The organism is Sphingomonas sp. (assembly GCF_026460985.1).
Classification (GTDB): domain Bacteria; phylum Pseudomonadota; class Alphaproteobacteria; order Sphingomonadales; family Sphingomonadaceae; genus Sphingomonas.
The window spans coordinates 1-19,302 of record NZ_JAPKNM010000019.1; the positions used below are offsets into that span (position 1 = coordinate 1).

At 68.7% G+C, this 19,302-nt stretch carries 18 protein-coding genes; 14 read left to right on the forward strand and 4 right to left on the reverse strand.

All coding sequences use genetic code 11. The features are described from left to right. From MT490_RS03740 to MT490_RS03755, 4 genes are all read left to right on the forward strand, one after another. The coding region (locus MT490_RS03740; RefSeq protein ID WP_297384383.1) for an aldehyde dehydrogenase family protein at window positions 1-434 on the forward strand (434 nt) is incomplete at its 5' end. A gap of 63 nt (window positions 435-497) precedes the next feature. Beyond that, on the forward strand, window positions 498-1,004 hold the full coding sequence (locus MT490_RS03745) for a hypothetical protein (RefSeq protein ID WP_297384384.1): 507 nt from the start codon (window positions 498-500) through the stop codon (window positions 1,002-1,004). Next, complete coding sequence (locus MT490_RS03750; protein WP_297384386.1) at window positions 1,001-1,930, forward strand: polysaccharide deacetylase family protein; 930 nt, start codon at window positions 1,001-1,003, stop codon at window positions 1,928-1,930. The genes MT490_RS03745 and MT490_RS03750 overlap by 4 nt, the downstream gene beginning before the upstream one ends. After that, window positions 1,927-3,072, forward strand: a complete 1,146-nt coding sequence (locus MT490_RS03755; RefSeq protein WP_297384389.1) for an acyl-CoA dehydrogenase family protein — start codon at window positions 1,927-1,929, stop codon at window positions 3,070-3,072. Before MT490_RS03750 ends, MT490_RS03755 begins: the two co-directional genes overlap by 4 nt. 11 nt (window positions 3,073-3,083) lie before the next feature. On the opposite strand, the gene MT490_RS03760 is transcribed toward MT490_RS03755, so the two are convergent. Further along, window positions 3,084-3,287 carry a cold shock domain-containing protein gene (locus tag MT490_RS03760; RefSeq protein WP_297384391.1) on the reverse strand — a complete coding sequence of 68 codons (204 nt, stop codon included), beginning with the start codon at window positions 3,285-3,287 and terminating at the stop codon, window positions 3,084-3,086. 65 nt (window positions 3,288-3,352) lie between these two features. Here MT490_RS03760 and MT490_RS03765 point away from each other — a divergent pair, with 65 nt between their 5' ends. The 5 genes from MT490_RS03765 (at window position 3,353) to MT490_RS03785 (ending at window position 8,447) form a co-directional block, all read left to right on the forward strand. Beyond that, window positions 3,353-4,396 (forward strand): enoyl-CoA hydratase/isomerase family protein, encoded by a 1,044-nt coding sequence (locus tag MT490_RS03765; RefSeq protein WP_297384393.1) that lies wholly within the window; start codon window positions 3,353-3,355, stop codon window positions 4,394-4,396. 93 nt (window positions 4,397-4,489) lie between these two features. Then, the gene (locus tag MT490_RS03770; RefSeq protein WP_297384395.1) at window positions 4,490-5,266 is read left to right on the forward strand and encodes an enoyl-CoA hydratase; all 777 of its coding nucleotides are present in this window, start codon (window positions 4,490-4,492) and stop codon (window positions 5,264-5,266) included. A gap of 175 nt (window positions 5,267-5,441) precedes the next feature. Continuing rightward, window positions 5,442-6,341, forward strand: coding sequence for a 3-hydroxyisobutyrate dehydrogenase (gene mmsB, locus MT490_RS03775; RefSeq protein ID WP_297384589.1), 900 nt, complete (start codon window positions 5,442-5,444; stop codon window positions 6,339-6,341). Window positions 6,342-6,397: 56 nt separating this feature from the next. Then, the gene (locus tag MT490_RS03780) at window positions 6,398-7,477 is read left to right on the forward strand and encodes an ionic transporter y4hA (protein WP_297384397.1); all 1,080 of its coding nucleotides are present in this window, start codon (window positions 6,398-6,400) and stop codon (window positions 7,475-7,477) included. Between the two features lie 46 nt (window positions 7,478-7,523). Continuing rightward, window positions 7,524-8,447, forward strand: coding sequence for a right-handed parallel beta-helix repeat-containing protein (locus MT490_RS03785; RefSeq protein WP_297384399.1), 924 nt, complete (start codon window positions 7,524-7,526; stop codon window positions 8,445-8,447). Window positions 8,448-8,594: 147 nt separating this feature from the next. Here MT490_RS03785 and MT490_RS03790 read toward each other — a convergent pair whose 3' ends face one another. After that, the gene (locus MT490_RS03790; protein WP_297384401.1) at window positions 8,595-10,238 is read right to left on the reverse strand and encodes an alkaline phosphatase family protein; all 1,644 of its coding nucleotides are present in this window, start codon (window positions 10,236-10,238) and stop codon (window positions 8,595-8,597) included. Between the two features lie 74 nt (window positions 10,239-10,312). On the opposite strand from MT490_RS03790, the gene MT490_RS03795 reads away from it, so the two are divergent. The 5 genes from MT490_RS03795 to MT490_RS03815 all read left to right on the forward strand — a co-directional run bounded on the left by MT490_RS03795 (window position 10,313) and on the right by MT490_RS03815 (window position 16,586). After that, window positions 10,313-12,364, forward strand: coding sequence for a protein-disulfide reductase DsbD domain-containing protein (locus MT490_RS03795; RefSeq protein ID WP_297384402.1), 2,052 nt, complete (start codon window positions 10,313-10,315; stop codon window positions 12,362-12,364). An 11-nt stretch (window positions 12,365-12,375) separates the two neighbouring features. Beyond that, window positions 12,376-12,987, forward strand: coding sequence for a redoxin domain-containing protein (locus MT490_RS03800; RefSeq protein ID WP_297384404.1), 612 nt, complete (start codon window positions 12,376-12,378; stop codon window positions 12,985-12,987). A 230-nt stretch (window positions 12,988-13,217) separates the two neighbouring features. Next, on the forward strand, window positions 13,218-14,687 hold the full coding sequence (locus tag MT490_RS03805; protein WP_297384406.1) for a circularly permuted type 2 ATP-grasp protein: 1,470 nt from the start codon (window positions 13,218-13,220) through the stop codon (window positions 14,685-14,687). A 166-nt stretch (window positions 14,688-14,853) separates the two neighbouring features. After that, window positions 14,854-15,789 carry an alpha-E domain-containing protein gene (locus MT490_RS03810; protein ID WP_297384591.1) on the forward strand — a complete coding sequence of 312 codons (936 nt, stop codon included), beginning with the start codon at window positions 14,854-14,856 and terminating at the stop codon, window positions 15,787-15,789. Continuing rightward, on the forward strand, window positions 15,786-16,586 hold the full coding sequence (locus MT490_RS03815) for a transglutaminase family protein (protein ID WP_297384408.1): 801 nt from the start codon (window positions 15,786-15,788) through the stop codon (window positions 16,584-16,586). Before MT490_RS03810 ends, MT490_RS03815 begins: the two co-directional genes overlap by 4 nt. Window positions 16,587-16,806: 220 nt before the next feature. Here the strand turns inward: MT490_RS03815 and MT490_RS03820 are convergent, their stop codons facing one another. After that, window positions 16,807-17,592 (reverse strand): arginyltransferase, encoded by a 786-nt coding sequence (locus MT490_RS03820; protein WP_297384410.1) that lies wholly within the window; start codon window positions 17,590-17,592, stop codon window positions 16,807-16,809. A gap of 426 nt (window positions 17,593-18,018) precedes the next feature. Beyond that, window positions 18,019-19,263, reverse strand: coding sequence for a threonine ammonia-lyase (locus MT490_RS03825; RefSeq protein ID WP_297384412.1), 1,245 nt, complete (start codon window positions 19,261-19,263; stop codon window positions 18,019-18,021). Between the last annotated feature and the right edge of the window lie 39 nt (window positions 19,264-19,302).

Sequence of the window (19,302 nt, forward strand, 5' to 3'; positions counted from 1 at the left end):
TCCAGGGGCACGAGAAGGGCTTCTTCATCGGCCCCTCGCTGTTCGACCGGGTCACGCCCGACATGCAATCCTACAAGGAGGAGATCTTCGGCCCCGTCCTCCAGATCGTCCGCGCGCCCGATTTCGAGACCGCGCTCAAGCTCCCCAGCGAGCACCAATACGGCAACGGCGTCGCGATCTTCACCCGCAACGGCCATGCCGCGCGCGAGTTCGCCGCGCGCGTCAATGTCGGCATGGTGGGCATCAACGTGCCCATCCCGGTGCCGGTGGCGTACCATAGCTTCGGCGGGTGGAAGCGCAGCGCGTTCGGCGACGTCAACCAGCACGGCATGGAAGGCGTCCGCTTCTGGACAAAGGTCAAGACCGTGACCCAGCGCTGGCCCGATGGCTCCCCGGATGGGGGGAATGCCTTCGTCATCCCGACAATGGGATAGTTGCGGATCGACCCGATGCCCGGCAGCGTTGGGCACGCGACCGAGATGACCCGAGGAGCGAAGATGCGCAACATCGTGACGATCGCCGCGATCCTGTCGCTGGCCGGCTGCGGCGGCGGCGAGCGGATGCCGGCCAACGATACCATCGCCGTGCCGGAGAACGGCACCGTGACGCTGCCCGCGCCGCCGGAGACGCCCGAGCCCGCGCCGTCCGCCGTCCCCTCGCCGACCGTATCGGCTTCGCCCGACGACGGCGCCGGCATCCCCACCGCGCTGCACGGCCGCTGGGGCCTCGTCCCTGCCGACTGCACGTCGACCGGCGGCGACAATAAGGGGCTGCTGACGATTACCGGCGACACGCTGCGCTTCTACGAATCGGTCGGCACGCTCGGCAAAGTGGTCGAGCGCGATCCGGCCCGGATCGTCGCCGATTTCGCGATGACCGGCGAAGGGCAGGAATGGACCCGCCGGATGGTGCTCGATGCACAGGAGGGCGGGAAGGCGCTCGTCCGCCGCGAGCAGGGTCCCGATGCAATGCTGGGCCTGTTGCGCTACCAAAGGTGCGCATGATCCGGATCCTCGCCACCACCCTCGCCGCGCTGACCCTCGCGCTCGCTCCCACGGCGAACGCGCAGAAGCGCATCGCCCTCACCTTCGACGATACGCCGCGCGGCGTCGGCGCCTTCTTCACCAAGGAGGAGCGCGCCAGGCGGCTGATCGCGGGCCTCAGGGAAGCGCGGGTCGAGCAGGCCGCCTTCTTCGTCAATCCGGGCAAGGTGGAGAGCCCGGCCGATGCGGCGCTGGTCGACGGCTATGTCCGCGCCGGCCACGTCATCGCCAACCACAGCTTCAGCCACCCGCACCTGAACCGGCTGGCGGCCGCCGACTATCTCGCAGACCTCGACAAGGCCGAAGCCTGGCTCGCGCCGCGCCCGGGCCACCGCCCCTGGTTCCGCTTCCCGTTCCTCGACGAGGGCGGCAAGGACAAGGCCAAGCGCGACGAGATCCGCGCCGCGCTCGCGACGCGCGGGCTGACCAACGGCTATGTCACCGCCGAGGGCTCGGACTGGAACATGGAGCAGCTCGCGATCGACGCGAAGAAGGCGGGCAAGGCGATCGACATGGCCGGGCTGCGCGACCTCTATGTCGAGACCCACGTCCAGGCCGCCGACTTCGCCGATGCGCTGATGATCAAGACGATCGGCCGCTCGCCGCCGCATGTCCTGCTTCTTCACGAGACCGATATCGCCGCGCTCTACGTCGCCGACCTCGTCAAGGCCCTGCGGACGGATGGCTGGGAGATCGTCACCGCCGACACGGCCTATGCCGATCCGCTCAGGACCGCCGCCCCCGACGTCCCCAGCGCCAACGGCACGCTCACCGAGCTGCTCGCCTGGGAGAAGGGCCTGCCGGCGCCGCGCTGGTACGAACGCAACGAGATCACCCTCGCCAACCGGCTCTTCGCCGAGCGCGTGCTGCACGAGAAAGCCCAATGACCACCCAGTTCGAACTCACCGACGAGCAGCTCCAGATCCAGGAGATGGCGCGGGCATTCACTGCCGATCGCATCACCCCGCATGCGGCCGAGTGGGACGAGAAGCACATCTTCCCGCGCGAGACGATCAAGGCCGCGGCCGAGCTGGGCTTCGCGTCGATCTACGTCTCCGAGGAATCGGGAGGGATTGGGCTGGGGCGGCTCGAGGCGGCGCTGATCATGGAGGCGATGGCCTATGGCTGCCCGTCGACCAGCGCGTTCATCTCGATCCACAATATGGGCTCGTGGATGATCGACCGGTTCGGCAGCCAGGCGGTCAAGGACAAGTATCTGCCCTCGCTGGTGACGATGGACCGGCTGGCGAGCTATTGCCTCACCGAGCCCTCGTCGGGCTCCGACGCGGCGGCGCTCAAGACGCGCGCGGTCAGGGACGGCGATCACTATGTTGTCACCGGCACCAAGCAGTTCATCTCGGGCGGCGGCGAGAACGAAGTCTATGTCACCATGGTCCGCACCGGGGAGGAGGGACCCAAGGGCATCTCGTGCCTCGTCATAGAGAAGGACATGGCGGGCGTCAGCTTCGGCGCGCAGGAGAAGAAGCTCGGCTGGCATTCGCAGCCGACCGCGCAGGTGATCCTGGAGGAGGTCCACGTACCGGTCGAGAACCTGGTCGGCGGCGAGGGCGAGGGCTTCCGCATCGCGATGATGGGCCTCGACGGCGGCCGGCTCAACATCGGCGCCTGCTCGCTGGGCGGCGCGCAGCGCTGCCTCGACGAGGCGATCCAGTATGCGAAGGACCGCCAGCAGTTCGGCAAGGCGATCGCCAATTTCCAGAACAGCCAGTTCACGCTCGCCGACATGGCGACCGAGCTGGAGGCCGCCCGCGCCCTGCTATATCTGGCCGCCGCCAAGGTCACCGCGGGCGCGCCCGACAAGACCAAGTTCGCCGCGATGGCCAAGCGCCTCGCCACCGACACCGGTAGCTCGGTGGTCGACCGCGCGCTCCAGCTGCACGGCGGCTATGGCTATCTCCAGGACTATCCGATCGAGCGCTTCTGGCGCGACCTGCGTGTCCATTCGATCCTCGAAGGGACCAACCAGGTCATGCGCATGATCGTCGGCCGCGAGCTGACCCGCCAATGATGCGCCTCGCGTCAGGCGATGACGACGTTCGCGGCCTGGGGCCCCTTTGGTCCCAGTATCACGTCGAACTCGACCTGGCACCCCTCCGGAAGGCTGCGGAAGCCCCGCGAATTGATGGCGGAGAAGTGCACGAACACCTCCTGACCGTCTTCCGCCGCGATGAAGCCGAAGCCCTTCGCGTCGTTGAACCATTTGACCGTGCCTGTGGTGCGCATGGCTTTTCTCCCCTCTCCTCGCGGTATAGTCCGGAGCTATCGCCGCTACAATCTCGGGGGCCGGCATGACCGACGACGTCCTCACCTTCGTCGAAGGCCGCATCGGCCGCATCCGGCTCAACCGGCCCAAGGCGCTGCACGCGCTCAACACCGATATGTGCGCCGCGATGCTGGAAGCGCTCGTCGCCTGGCGTGCCGACACCGCGATCGAGGCGGTGCTGATCGACCATAGCGAAGGCCGCGGCTTCTGCGCGGGCGGCGACATCCGGATGATCGCCGAGAGCGGCGCCGGCGATGGTGCCGCCGCGCGCGACTTCTTCCGCACCGAATACCGGCTCAACCACGCGCTGTTCACCTACGCCAAGCCGGTGGTGGCGTTCATGGACGGCATCACCATGGGGGGCGGGGTCGGCATCGCGATGCCGGCGCGGTATCGCGTGGCGACGGAGAATACCAAGTTCGCGATGCCCGAGACCGGCATCGGCCTGTTCCCCGACGTCGGCGGCGGCTGGTATCTCGCGCGCCTGCCCGGCCATCTCGGCGAGTTCGTCGCGCTCACCGGCGCCCGGCTCGACGGCGCCGAATGCCTCGCGCTCGGCATCGCCACCCACTATCTGCCCGCCGCGCGGCTGGGCGAGGCGAAGGAGCGCATCGCCGCCGATCCGCAGTCGATCCCCGTCATCCTCGAAGCGCTTGCCGAATCCGCGCCGGAACCCAAGATCCTCGCGCACCGCCCCGCGATCGACCATCTGTTCGCCGGCGATACGGTGGAGAGGATCCTCGCCTCCCTCAAGGCCGATGGAAGCTTCTGGGCATTGGCACAGCTGGCAACGCTGCGCACCAAGTCGCCCCAGGCATGCAAGGTCTCGCTGCGGCTCGTCCGCAAGGGCCGGCACATGCCGAGCTTCGAGGACGAGATGCGCCAGGAATTCGCGGTCGCCAGCCGCGTCGTCCAGCGCCCCGATTTCGCGGAAGGGGTACGCGCGGTGATCGTCGACAAGGACAACGCCCCACGCTGGCAGCCCGCCATGCCGGAGGGCGTCACCGACCACGTCATCAACCAGATCTTCGCGCCCCTGCCCGCGGACGAGGAATGGACGCCCATCTAGCCGTCTTCCCGGCGGAAGCCGGGATCTCAGGCCGCGCGCACGGCCTGCGGCACGAGGTCCCGGCTTTCGCCGGGATGACGAATTGGAGGAATAATGCCCGATTACCAGACCATCCTCGTCGAGCAGCGCGGCGCCGTCACGCTCGTCACGCTCAACCGTCCCCAGGCCCTGAACGCGCTCAACAGCCAGGTGCTGTCCGAGTTGCTCGACGCGATGGCCGCGTTCGATAAGGATTCCTCACAGGGCTGCGCGGTGATCACTGGCAGCGAGAAGGCCTTCGCCGCGGGCGCCGACATCAAGGAGATGCAGGCGCAGGGCTTCGCCGACATGTACGGCCATGACTTCTTCGCCGGCTGGGATGCCTTCACCCGCACGCGCAAGCCGGTCATCGCGGCGGTCGCCGGCTATGCTTTGGGCGGCGGCTGCGAGCTGGCGATGATGTGCGACTTCATCCTCGCCGCGGACAGCGCGAAGTTCGGCCAGCCCGAGATCAAGCTCGCGGTGTCGCCCGGCATGGGCGGCTCGCAGCGCCTCACCCGCGCCGTGGGCAAGGCCAAGGCGATGGAGATGTGCCTCACCGGCCGGATGATCGACGCCGCCGAGGCCGAGCGCGCCGGCCTCGTCGCGCGCATCGTCCCCGCCGCCGATCTGGTAGAGGATGCCGTGAAGACCGCCGCGACGATCGCCGGCATGGCGCCGCTCGCAGCGCTGGCCAACAAGGAGATGGTCAACGCGGCGTACGAGACGACCCTGGCGCAGGGCGTGGCGTTCGAGCGCCGCCTGTTCCACGCCTTGTTCGGTACCGCGGACCAGAAGGAGGGGATGACGGCGTTCGTCGAGAAACGGCCGGGCAATTGGACGGGGAAATAAGTATCTTCCCTCTCCCGTCGGGAGAGGGTTGCGCAGACTTAGGTCGGCTTCTTCAGCCGGCCTTAGTCGGAGCTGGGTGAGGGGATCGCCCTATCGATAGCGTATCCCCTCATCCAACTGCGACTAGGCAGCAAGCTGCCAAGTCTCCGTATCCTTCTCCCTCTGGAGAAGGTTTATTGGAGAGGACAGGAAAGTGGCACGCATCGCATTCATCGGGCTCGGCAACATGGGCGGTGGGATGGCCGCCAACCTCGCGAAGAACGGCCACGACGTCCGCGCCTTCGACCTATCCGCCGAGGCGCTCGACAAGGCCAAGAAGGCCGGCTGCCTCCCTGCCGAGAATGCCAACGCAGCGATCGACGGCGCGGAGGCCGTCATTACGATGCTGCCCGCAGGCAAGCATGTCGAAGCGGTCTATACCGACAGCATCCTCCCCCATGCCGAGCCGCATGCGATCCTGATCGATTGCTCGACGATCGACGTCGCCACCGCGCGCCGCGTCGCCGAGGCGGCGGCCGCGCACGGCCTCGCCGCGGTCGACGCGCCGGTCTCGGGCGGGATCGCCGCGGCCAATGCGGGCACGCTCACCTTCATGGTCGGCGGCAGCGCGGCGGGATTCGAGCGCGCCGAGCCCTTCCTGTCGGACATGGGCAAGGCGGTGATCCATGCGGGCAGCAGCGGCGCGGGCCAGGCCGCCAAGATCTGCAACAACATGATGCTCGGCGCGACGATGGTCGCAACCTGCGAGAGCTTCGCGCTCGCCGAGAAGCTCGGGCTCGACCTCCAGAAGCTCTACGACATCGCCTCGGTGAGCTCGGGCCAGAGCTGGTCGATCACCAGCTATTGCCCCGTCCCCGGCGTCGGCCCCGAGACACCCGCCGACCGCGATTACCAGGGCGGGTTCGCCGCCGCGCTGATGCTCAAGGACCTCAAGCTCGCGCTCGAGGCCGCCGCCAGCGTCGGCGCGCAGACGCCGATGGCCGCGCGCGCCGAGGAACTGTACGAACGCTTCGCCAATGGCGAAGGCGCGACGCTCGACTTCTCGGGGATCATCCGGATGCTCAAGCGCGGATAAGTGACGCACAGGATCGTCCGCCGCCACGGACATTCGCCAGCGCAGGAGCGTAAGACATGCCGATGACGCGAATCCTGCAGCACTGGACCTGGATCGTCCCCGTCGCCGCATGGCTCCTGATCCTGACGAGCAAGGGCGTCACCGTCTCCCCGTTCGTCCTCGCCGGCGCCTTGATCTTGACCGTCCTCGCCGCGGTCCATCACGCCGAGGTGGTGGCGCACCGCGTCGGCGAGCCCTTCGGCACTTTCCTGCTCGCGGTCGCGGTGACGATCATCGAGCTCGGGCTGATCCTCACGCTGATGAGCGCCGCCAGCGAGGGCGGCGCGACGCTGGCGCGCGACACCGTCTTCGCCGCGGTGATGATCATCCTCAACGGCCTGCTCGGCATCTGCATCCTCGTCGGCGCGATCAAGCATCGCGAGCAGACCTTCCAGCAGACCGGCGTCAGCGCCTCGCTCGCCGCGCTCTGCGCGCTGACCGTGCTCACGCTCGTCCTGCCCAACTTCACCGTGACCAACCCGGGGCCCAGCTATTCGTCCGCCCAGCTCGGCTTCGTCGCGGTGGTCTCGTTCCTGCTCTATGCGACCTTCGTCGGCGTGCAGACGGTCCGCCACCGCGACTATTTCCTCCCCCCGCGCGCGGTGACGCTCGACGAGGACATGCACGCCGACCCGCCGACCAACGGGCAGGCCTTTCTCTCGGCGGCGTTGCTCGTCGCCTGCCTGGGCGGAGTCGTGCTGCTGGCCAAGACCCTGGCCTATCCGATCGAGAAATGGGTGGTCGCCGCGGGCGCCCCGCTCGCGGTGGTCGGCGTCATCATCGCGGCCTTGGTGCTACTGCCCGAGAGCATCGCGGCGATCCGCGCGGCGCTCGCCAACCGGCTCCAGACCAGCCTCAACCTGGGCCTCGGCTCCGCGCTCGCCACGATCGGCCTGACGATACCGGGCGTCGCCACACTGTCGCTGTTCGCGCACATGCCGATCGCCCTGGGGCTCAACCCGAAGGGCATCGTGCTGCTGTTCCTGACGCTCATCGTGTCGACGCTCTCGCTGGCGACCGGCCGCACGACGATCCTCCAGGGCGCGATGCACCTCGTCATCCTCGGCGTCTATCTGTTCACCACCGTGGTGCCCTGACCGCGGGTTAACCCCCTCTTTCCACCCGCGCGCATAGGAAGGACACATGCGCGCAACGATCCTCCTCCTCGCCCTCGCCGCCCCTGCCGCCGCGCAGGAGCGAACCGCCCCCTTCGTCGTCGCCGAGACGGGACAGGGCTATGCCACGATCGACGAGGCGGTCACCGCGATCCGCGACGATAATGCGACGATCCTGATCGCCCCTGGCACCTATCGCCAGTGCACCGTCCAGACCGGCGGCAAGATCGCCTTCAAGGCGCGCCAGCCGGGCACCGTGATCTTCGAGAAGGAAGTGTGCGAGGAAAAGGCCGGCTTCGTGCTGCGCGGGCGCGGCTCGGCGGTCGATGGCATCGTCTTCCGCGGCTATGCGGTCTCCGACGGCAACGGCGCGGGCATCCGCCATGAGATGGGCGACCTGACGATCACCAATTCGATGTTCCTCGACAGCCAGGAAGGCATTCTCGGCGGCGGGCACGAGACGGTGCGCCGGGTCAGCATCGATCGCTCGACCTTCGCCGGGCTCGGCCAGTGTGAGACCGAGAATTGCAGCCATGCGATCTATCTCGCGGTCGACGGCGAGGTCTCGATCACCCGCTCGCGCTTCGAGCGCGGCACCGGCGGCCATTACGTCAAGCTGCGCGCGCGGCGGGTCAACATCACCGATTCGAGCTTCGACGACAGCGCCGGCAGGAAGACCAACTACATGATCGACCTGTCCGAAGGCGGCACCGGCCTGATCGCGCGCAACACCTTCGTCCAGGGCCGGAGCAAGGACAATCATTCAGGGCTGATCGTGGTGGCGGCGGAGGGGCGGACCTATCCGTCCGGGGGCCTGCGCATCGAGGACAATGTGGCGAGCATGGCCCCCGGCGCGCCGCCCAACCCGGCGTTCGTGGCGGACCTGAGCGGGTCGACGATCGAGCTTTCCAACAACAGGCTTGCCGGCATGCGGGCATTCGAGCGGCGGTAATATTCCCCTCCCTGCAAGGGAGGGGTTAGGGGTGGGTGAGAAAAGGTCGGGCTCGATGCCCGGCCTTTTCTGCTCTTCAGCGCATCTCGATGGGCTCGCTGCGCTCGCACCCACCCCCTACCCCTCCCTTGCAGGGAGGGGAGTTTGTTACCTGCACGTGCTCCCCGCCCCGGCATCCAGGTCCAGGCACCGCCCGTCGATCTGCACCGGCACCGGCACGCCGATCAGCGAGGCCAATGTCGGCGCGATGTCGACCGTCTCGACCGACAAGGGCTGCTCGAACCCGGTCATGCCCTTGCGCCAGAACAGGATCGGCACGCGCCGGTCATAGTCCCAGATGCTGCCATGCGTCGCGACCGATCCCCCCTCGGTGCCCGCGATCGGCGTCACGCGCGGCTTGAGCACGAGGAGGAGGTCGCCCGAGCGGCCCTTGTCGTAGGAAGCGCGCGCGCGCTCGAGCAAGGTCCAGGTCTCGGGCGGGGTGTGGACCAGAGGCGTCGCCTCGATCTGGGCGCGCGTGAATACCGCCTCCACCTGCGGGTTGGCCGACCAGCGCTTGATCGCCTCGGCCTGCACGCGGGCGCGATCGGCCTTGCTCAGTCCGGGCGCGAGATAGACGTCGCCGAAATTGCCGCCGACCAGCACCGGCCCGGCGATACCCAGCGCCGCGCCGATCTCCTTGCCCATCGTCCCGGCATCGAGCCCACGCGCGACCCGCGCGGCCATCGGGGCGGCGTGCTCGCGATTGCGCTCGGGCATGTCGTGGCCGCCATGGTCGGCGGTGAGCGCCACGGCATAGTCGACGCCGCTCTGGTCGAGCACGGCGAACAGCTTGCCCAGGGTCTGGTCGAGCGACAGCAATTGGAGGCACATCTCGCTGCCCGCGGTGCCGCGGCTGTGGCCGACATAATCGGTCGCGGAGGCGCCGAGGATCAGCAGGTCGGTATGCGCGCCCTGCCCCAGCTTCATGTCGGTGGCGAGCCCGGCGCCAAGCGCGAGGATCGATTCGTCGAACTCGGGCGAAGCGCGGAACGCGCCGGCATCGCCCGCCGCACGCGCGAAGCGGCCGTCGCCCACGCTGCGGTTCGGGTTGAGCTGGAAGGCGCGGCTGCGGGCCTGGCAGAAGGGCGTCAGCGCGAGCGGCTCCTGCGCCTCGGCGATGCGCGCGGTCACGCTCTCGTTCATCCGCGTGACCATCGTCGGCGCCGCACGCCCGGCATAGGAGACGAACGCCTTGCCGTCCCACCACCAGAGCTCGTCGACCTTGTGCCCACCCATCATCACCGCGGCGCGATCCTTGCCGGCGACCGAGACGACGCGGCTCGCGGGATCGGCGAGCTTCATCCACTCGCCGAGCGTCGGCACCTTCAGATGCTTGTCCGAGACGGTGTATTTGCTCGAAGTGCTTCCGGGGACGCTCTCGTCCTCGGCGCAATAGACGGTCTTGTCCTCGCGCGGCGCCGAGAAGTCGGTCCAGTCGTTCGCGATGATCCCGGTGCGCGCCGGGCGGGCGCCGGTGAGGATCGTCGAGTGACCCGGGCAGGTCTCGGTTGCGGCGTGGCTCTGATAGCCCGAGGGGAAGACCGCGCCCGACAGCAGGCGTGCGAAGCCGCCGGTGAACTGGGCGCGATATTCAGCGAACAGGTCCGCCGAGAACTGGTCGACCGAGATCACCACCAGCAGCTTGGGCGGCGTGACAGGCACAGGCGCGGCGGCGGGCGCCGGGGCCTGCTGGGCCATGGCGGGCGTGGCGGCGAGCAGCGCCAGCGCGGCAGGAAGGGCGAGCTTCATTGCGGAGTCGACTCCAGTCAGGAATTGTACGCCCAGCTATTGTCGATCGGCCGATCCTGGGCAAGGACAGGGCCATGGCGTGGATTCGTTTCGTGTTGATGTCGCTCGCGCTGCTGCTCGCGATCGCTCCCGCATCGGCGCAGGCGCCGGCCAAGGGCCCGCATGTCCGCATCGAACTGATCGCCGAGACCGAGCGGCCCGCGCCGGGCAGCCAGGTCACCCTCGCCTTCGCCTCGACCCCCGAGCCCGGCTGGCATGCCTATTGGGAGAATCCGGGCGATGCCGGCCTCCCCGCGCGGGCTGCATGGACATTGCCCGAGGGCGCAAGCGCGGGCCCCTTGCGCTTCCCGGTGCCGCAGCGGCTGATCATCGGCGGGCTGATGAACTATGTCTACGAGGCGCCGTTCGCGCCGCTGGTCACGCTCAGCATCCCGGCCTCGGCCCGGCCGGGCGACGCCTTCCCGGTCAGCGTGAAACTCGATTATCTCGTCTGCACCCACGAGATCTGCGTCCCCGAAAAGGCTGAGCTCTCGACCCAGCTGACGATCGGCGACGGCGCGGTCCCGGCCGATCGCCGCGCCCGCTTCGACGGCTGGCGCGCGGCGCTGCCCAAGCCGCTCGGCACGCAGGCAAGCTGGCAGCTCGACGGCAAGACCTTCCGGCTCGGCGTCCCCTTTCCCGCCGCGGCCTCGGTGTCGGGCGAAGGCTATTTCTTCCCGCTGACCGACGGCGCAATCGACTATGCCGCACCCCAGCGCGTCGTGCGCGACGGCGACCGGGTGCTGATCGAGGCGCCCGCCAAGCGCCCCGCCGGCGCGGTCCGCGGCGTGCTAGCCTTCGGCAGCCAGGGCTTCACGCTCGAGGCCGCCCCCGGCACCGTCCCGCCCGCTTCCGCAGCTGCGTCCGCGCCCGCGGCACCGGGCGGCTGGTGGTGGACCGCGCTGATCGCTTTCCTCGGCGCGGTGCTCGGCGGGTTGATCCTCAACATCATGCCCTGCGTCTTCCCGATTCTCAGCCTCAAGGCGCTGAGCCTCGCCAAGGCGGGCGACGATTCCGGCAATCCCCGCGGCGAGGCATTGGCCTATACCGCGGGCGTGGTGCTGACCTGCCTCGCGCTCGGCGGGGCGTTGCTGGCGGTGCGCGCGGGCGGAGTCGCGGTGGGCTGGGCGTTCCAGCTCCAGGATCCGCGCGTGATCCTCGTGCTGCTGCTGCTCGTCACCGCGATCGCGCTCAACCTCGCCGGGCTGTTCGAGATTCCCGCGCCCGGCTTCGTCAACCGCGCCTCGGCGCGCGGCCATGGCGGCGCGTTCATGACCGGCGCGCTCGCCGCCTTCGTCGCGACGCCGTGCACCGGCCCGTTCATGGGTGCGGCGCTGGGCACCGCGCTGATCCTCCCCTGGCCCGCCGCGCTGGCGGTGTTCGGCGGGCTGGGGCTCGGCATCGCCTTGCCTTTCCTGCTGCTCGGCTTCGTCCCCGCGCTGCGCCGCCGCCTGCCCAGGCCGGGCGCCTGGATGGAGACGCTCCGCCGGATCCTGTCGGTGCCGATGTTCCTCACCGCGCTCGCGCTCGCCTGGGTGCTCGGGCGGCAGGCGGGCACCGACGGCATGGCATTGGGCCTCGGCGCGGCGCTGCTCGCTTCGTTCGGCTTCTGGTGGGCCGGCCGGCGCCAGGCACGCGGCGCGAGCCAGGCCTGGTTTCCCGCGGTGCCCCTGCTGCTGCTCGCGCTGGCGGCAGTCGCTTTGGTCCGCCCCGCGCCCGCAGGTGCCGAGCGCCCGGCCATCGCCGGTGCCGAGCCGTTCAGCGAGTCGCGCCTCGCCGCCCTGCGCGCCGAGAACCGCCCCGTCTTCGCCTATTTCACCGCCGACTGGTGCCTGACCTGCAAGGTCAACGAGAAGGGCGCGATCGAGACCGAGGCGGTCACCGCCGCCTTCGCCAAGGCCAAGGTCGCGGTGCTCGTCGGCGACTGGACCAACGGCGATCCGGCGCTCGGCCGCTTCATCGAGCGGCACAATCGTGCAGGCGTTCCGCTCTATCTATGGTATAGGCCGGGCGCCGCAGAGCCCGAGGTGCTGCCGCAAGTGCTGACCCAGGCGATGCTGCAAGAGCTTGCGGGCGTAAACCGTTAAGGGAGACGCATATGACCAGGTGGATCTTCGCGGGGATCGCGGCGGCGTGCATCACGAGCGCGGCACCGATCGCCGCCGAACCCGGCGTCGGCGCCGCGGTGCCCAATTTCCGCGCCTATGACATGAACGGCAAGATCGTCGATCTCAGCCAGTTCCGCGGCAAGACCGTGGTGCTCGAATGGAACAATCCCGGCTGCCCCTTCGTGAAGAAGCATTACGAGAGCGGCAACATGCAGAAGACCCAGGCCGCCGCGGTGGCGCAGGGCGCGGTGTGGCTGACGATCAACTCGGGCGCACCGGGCAAGCAGGGCCATATGTCCGGGCCCGAGGCGCAGCAGTTCGTCGCCGCGCAGCACGCCAAGCCGAGCGCCTATCTGCTCGATCCGCAGGGGCTGGTCGGCAAGGGCTATGGCGCCAAGACCACGCCGCACCTGTACATCATCGATGGCAAGGGCCGGCTGGTCTATAATGGCGGCATCGACGACAAGCCCAGCGCCGACAAGGCCGACATCGCATCGGCGCGCAACCACGTCCTCGCCGCGCTCGGCGAGATGCGCGCGGGCAAGCCGGTGTCGGTGCCCGAGACGCGCCCCTATGGCTGCACCGTGAAATACGCGAGCTGAGCCCTGATCTCCCTCTCCCATCGGGAGAGGGAGGGAGCCGCGAAGCGGCGGAAGGGTGAGGGTGACGGGGCGACGTGAGGTCACCCTCACCCTTCCCACTCGGCTTCGCCGAGCGGGCCCCTTCCCTCTCCCAAAGGGAGAGGGAGAACGCGCACAAACACCCCCTTGTGCAACGCAGCAAGACATTGCAGCATGTGCCCCGCAGCCATTTGCTGCACTTGGGAGCGTTGATGGCGGCAGGCGGGGCGTTCGACGAGATCTGGGGGCATGGCGGCCCTGAAGCGCCGCGGCCCGAATTCGCCGCGCTGTCCGAATGGATCGCCGCCACGCCGCCCGCCGAGCTGCAGCGCCGCCAGCAATCCGCCGAGGCCGCGTTCCGCCAATTGGGCATCACCTTCGCGGTCTATGGCGACAGCGAGGCCGCCGAGCGGATCATCCCCTTCGACATCGTGCCCCGCATCTTCCTCCAGCAGGAATGGACGCGATTGTGCGAAGGGCTGATCCAGCGCACGCAGGCGATCAATGCCTTTCTCGAGGACATTTACGGCGAGCGCCGGATCCTCAAGGAAGGGCTGATCCCGCCCGAATTGGTCTACCGCAACGAGCAGTTCCGCCCCGAGGTCGCGGGCATCCGCCCGCCGCACGGCGTCTGGGCGCATATCTGCGGGATCGATCTCGTCCGCACCGGCCCGGACCAGTTCTTCGTGCTCGAGGACAACGCCCGCACGCCATCGGGCGTCTCGTACATGCTCGAGAATCGCGAGGCGATGCTGCGCCTCTGTCCGGAACTATTCCGCGACTTCCGCGTCGCGCCGGTCGACAGCTATCCGGACATGCTGCTCGAGACGATGCGATCGGTGGCGCCGGGGGACAATCCGCATCCGGTCTGCGTCGTGCTCACCCCGGGCCATTTCAACTCGGCTTATTACGAGCACAGCTTCCTCGCCGATTCGATGGGGATCGAACTGGTCGAGGCGGCCGATCTGGTGGTCGACGACGACATTGTCTGGGTGCAGACGATCGCCGGCCGAGTGAAGGTCGACGTCATCTATCGCCGCATCGACGACGACTTCCTCGATCCGCTCACCTTCCGTCCGGACTCGCTGCTCGGCGTGCCCGGGCTGATCGCCGCCTATCGCGCCGGCAATGTCGCGCTGATCAACGCGCCGGGCAACGGCATCGCCGACGACAAGGCGATCTATTCGTACATGCCCGAGATCGTGAAATTCTATTCGGGCGGCGACGCGAAGCTGCCCAATGTCGAGACCTTCCGCTGCCGCGAGCCGCAGGCGCTGAAGTACGTGCTCGACAATCTCGACGAGCTGGTGGTCAAGCTGGTCGACGGATCGGGCGGCTACGGCATGCTCGTCGGCCCCACCGCGACCAAGGCGCAGATCGCCGACTTCCGCGCCGCACTGGTCGCCGAGCCGCATCGCTACATCGCCCAGCCCACGCTCGCGCTGTCGACCGTGCCGACGATGAGCGACGCCGGCCTCGCGCCGCGGCATGTCGACTTCCGCCCCTTCGTGCTGACCGGCAGCGACGGGGTGCGCGTAGTACCGGGCGGGCTCACCCGCGTGGCGCTGCGCGAAGGCTCGCTGGTGGTGAATTCGAGCCAGGGCGGCGGGACGAAGGACAGCTTCGTGCTGATGGGGGACGACGGGTCCTCGCAATCCCAGTCGCAGAGGCAGGAATCGTGAAGAGCTCGCATCAACTCCTCCCCGGAACGGGGAGGGGGACCGCGCCCGCAGGGCGTGGTGGAGGGGGCCCCGCCCTCCTCCTTGCGCTGCACTCGCGGATAGCGGGCCCCCTCCACCATCCTTCGGATGGTCCCCCTCCCCGTTCCAGGGAGGAATTCGGATGCTGATGCTCTCCCGCACCGCGACGGCGCTCTACTGGCTGGGCCGCTATGTCGAGCGCGCCGACTTCATCGCGCGATTGGTCGAGGCAACCGTCCGGCTCGATGCGCTTTCCGCCCGGCCCGCGGGCGAGGCGGCGTGGCAGAGCGCGCTCGCGGTCACCTATACCGACGAGGCCTTCGCCGCGACCGGACAGAGCTTCACCCAGAGCCATGTCGCGCGCTTCCTGACGCTCGACGCGTCGCATCCTGGGTCGATCGTCCGCTGCCTCGAGATGGCGCGCAACAACGCCCGCGCGGTGCGCACCGCGCTCACCCGCGAGGCTTGGACCGCGATCAACCGCGCCTGGTGGCTGTTCCAGAACCGCGCCTCGACCGGCGGCGCCACCGCGACGCTCAACCTGGTCGAGCAGGTCAAGGGCGAGACCCGCGGCTTCGAGGGATCGATCCACCGGATGATGCGCAACGAGGCGACCTGGCTGATCCAGCTCGGCGCCGCGGTCGAGCGCGCCGACAACACCGCGCGGCTGGTCGACGTCAAATATCACCTCCTGCTGCCCGAGGGCGAGGCGGTGGGCGGCGTCGTCGATCGCGACCAGTGGACGACCATCCTCCAGACCGTCTCGGCGGTCACCGCCTATCGCTGGCTCTACAGCGACGGGCTCCAGCCCGCCAACGTCATCGACCTGCTGATCAGCCGCTTCGAGCTGCCGCGCAGCCTCGCCGCCTGCGTCGAGGAGGCGGTGCAGCTGCTCAGCCAGCTCGCCAAGCGCACCGGATTGCAGGGCGAGGCCGACCGCATGGCCCGCGCGCGGATGGCGCGGATGCAGAAGACGCGCACGTCCGAAGCGATCGTCAGCGGCCTCCACGAATATCTCGAGGCATTCATCCACGAGAATGCGATGCTCGACGCGGCCGTCGCCCGGCAGTTCAGGTTCATATGAGGATCACGATCGATCACCGCACGCGCTACCGCTTCTCCGAGCCGCAGGCGCGGCTGGTGCAGATGCTGCGCCTCACGCCCTGCGACACGCGCGACCAGACCGTGGTGAGCTGGATGATCGGCGTCGATTGCGACGCGCGGATGCGCGACGCCACCGACGGCTTCGGCAACGCCGTGACCATGCTCTATGCCGAGGGGCGGATCGAGGCGATCGACATCACCGTCACCGGCGAGGTGCTGACCGGCGACACCAACGGCGTGGTCCAGGGCTCGATCGAGCCGCTTCCGCCGATGCTCTACCTGCGCACCACCGCCCGCACCGCGCCCGGCGACGGCCTTGCCGCCTTCGCCGCCGAGAGCGCCTCCGGCACCGGCGACACGCTCGACCGCATGCACCGGCTCAACGCCGCGCTGCACGCGCGCTTCCCCTGCGCGCCCGATGCCCCCGACCAGGGCCTCACCGCCGCCGAGGCGTTCGTGCGCGGCGGGGCGACCTCGCGCGACGTCGCCCAGATGTTCATCGCCGCGGCGCGCAGCCTCGAAATCCCCGCACGCTACGTCTCGGGCTATCGCAGCGACGCGGGCGCGCATTGCGCACCGCACGCCTGGGCGGAGGCGCATGTCGACGGACTGGGCTGGATCGGCTTCGATCCGGTCACCGGCCTGTCCCCCGACGAAAGCTATGTCCGGGTAGCGGTGGGGCTCGACGCGCTCGGCGCCGCCTCGATCGCGGGCACGCGGATCGGCCACGGCGACGAGGAACTCGACGTCGCGCTCCGCGTGGTCAGCGAGGAATAGCCCCACCGGCAAACACGCCCCTCCCTGCAAGGGAGGGGTTGGGGGTGGGTGCGCGCGTCTGCGCGCCCAGAAAGACTCAATTGCCGAAGGGAAGAAGCATCGGGGGAGGCATCGAGCCTCCCCCGATGCTACCCACCCCTAACCCCTCCCTAGAAGGGAGGGGAATCTGAATGTCGATCCGTCCACTTCGGCTGGGCGACGAAGCTCAGCAAGAACCCGATCAGGCCAGTTCGCGCATCCGCGCCGGAGCCGGCATCGATACCGCCATGTCCTCGTCGGTGAGCAGCGACCAGCCATTGGGGCCGAGCACCTCGATCGGGCGATAGCGGGTCTTGTACGCCATCCGCTCCGATCCCTTCACCCAATAGCCGAGATAGACATAGGGCAGGCTCGCCGAGCAGGCGCGCAGGATGTGATCCATGATGATGAAGTTGCCGAGGCCCGGCCGCTCCTCGCTGTCCGCCTCGAAGAAGCTGTAGATCATCGAGAGGCCGTCGGCCTGCTGGTCGGTGATGCACGCGCCGACCAGCCGGCCACGCTCGCCGTTCACCGTGGGCTCGCGATATTCGATGACCCAGGAGCTGACCGGCGACTGCTCGACCATGTCGGCATAGTCGTTCTCGTCCATCGCCGCCATGCCGCCGCCGGGATGGCGCGTCTTGAGATAGCGGTGGAGCAGGTCGAACTGCTCCTCGGTCGCCCAGGGCTTGCACGCTGTGACCTCGAGGTCCGAGTGGCGCTTGAGCAGCTTGCGCTGGGTGGCGTTGGGGCGGAACTGCTCGGCGACGACGCGCACCGAGACGCAGGCGGTGCAGCCCGCGCAGCTCGGCCGGTACGCGACCGACTGGCTGCGGCGGAAGCCGATCCGGCCCAGCGCGTCGTTGAGCTCGCCGGCATGCTGGCCGGTCAGTTCGGTGAAGATCTTCCGCTCCTGGCGCCCCGGCAGATAGGGGCAGGGCGAGGGACTGGTCACGAAAAACCGCGGGAAACGGGAAAGTGCAGTCACCGTTCGAGCCTTTGCTTCGGCCCGTTCACTGGGGCCTGTTGCAACGACTATGAAGCCGGAAATCGATGATGAAAAGCCGATTCACCAAGAAAGAGAGTTAACGATTAGGCATAGGGCCTATCGCGCCAAACCAAAGGCTTGCGCCGTGCCACGCCGGTACGCGCACGGGGATCGTTAACCATGGCAGGCGGCCCGTCGCGGGCCGGCGTCCTGCCGCTCAGGCCACCATAAGGATGCGGGAATCGCGCGGGAATCCCGCCGCGACTCGGTTCGCCGTGAAAGCGATTCGGTTGGTCGGAAAGGCAAACGGAAAGCCCCTCCCCTTCAGGGGAGGGGTTGGGGGTGGGGCCTGTCCGTCTCACCGAGCCTAAAGCCCGAGGCACTGCCCCACCCCAACCCCTCCCCTGAAGGGGAGGGGCTTTTTTTTTACGCCAATTCCACCTGGCTCACCTCATATTGCGCACGGCGCAGCGCGACGATCAGCCGGTCGAGATGGTCGCGGTCGCGCGTCTCGCATTCGATGTCGGTGATCAGGCCCTTGGCCGGCAGCGTCGTGAAGACGCGCTGGTGATAGACCTCGATGATGTTGACGCCCTGCTCGTGGAAGATGCGCGCGACATTGAACAATGCGCCGGGGCGGTCCTGCAGCCGGATGCGCAGCCGCGCGAGGCGGCCCGAGCGGGCGAGGTCGCGCAGCAGCACGTTGGCGAGCAGCCGGGTGTCGATATTGCCGCCGCACAGGATCGTGCCGACGGTCTTGCCGCGGAACCGCTCGGGCTCGGCGAGCAGGGCCGCGAGCCCCGCGGCGCCCGCGCCCTCGACCACGGTCTTCTCGATCTGGAGGAGCAGGCTCACCGCTTCCTCGAGCCGGCGCTCGCTGACGAGCACGATGTCGTCGACCAGCGCCTCGACCATCTTCGACGTGATCCCGCCGGGCTCCTTGACCGCGATGCCCTCGGCGAGCGTGTCGCCCTCGCACGGCATGTCGGTGTGGTGGATGCGGTTGTACATCGACGGGTAGAGCTCGGCCTCGACGCCGACCACCTCGACCGCGCGGCCTTCCGACTTCGCCACGACCGCACAGCCCGAGACCAGCCCGCCACCGCCGATCGGGATCACGAGCGTATCGATCGCCGGCACGTCCTCGAGCATCTCGAGTGCCGCCGTACCCTGCCCCGCGATGATCCGCGTGTCGTCGAACGGGTGGACGAAGGTGAAGCCCTTCTCCGCCTCGAGCTCGCGCGAATGGGCATAGGCCGCGTCGAAGGTCTCGCCGTGGAGGATCACGGTCGCGCCGTGCCCCTCGGTCTGGGTGACCTTCACCGTCGGGGTGTTGAGCGGCATCACGATCGTGCTCGGGATGCCGAGCCGCGTCGCGTGATAGGCGAGGCCCTGCGCGTGATTGCCGGCCGACGCCGCGATCACGCCCTTGGCGCGCGCCGCCTCGTCGAGCTGGAGCAGGGTGTTGAGCGCGCCGCGCTCCTTGTACGCCGCGGTGAACTGGAGGTTCTCGAACTTGAGATAGACCGTCGCGCCGGTCAGCTCCGACAGCGTCTTGCTCACCAGGGTCGGCGTCCGCACCACCGATCCCATAATCCGCTGCGCGGCATCGCGGACGTCGTGGATCGATACGGGAAGCGGCGTATCCGCCGGTGCTGCTTTGGTGGCCATAGTCTGGCGGGCCTAGACCATCTGGCGCGGCGGGGGAAC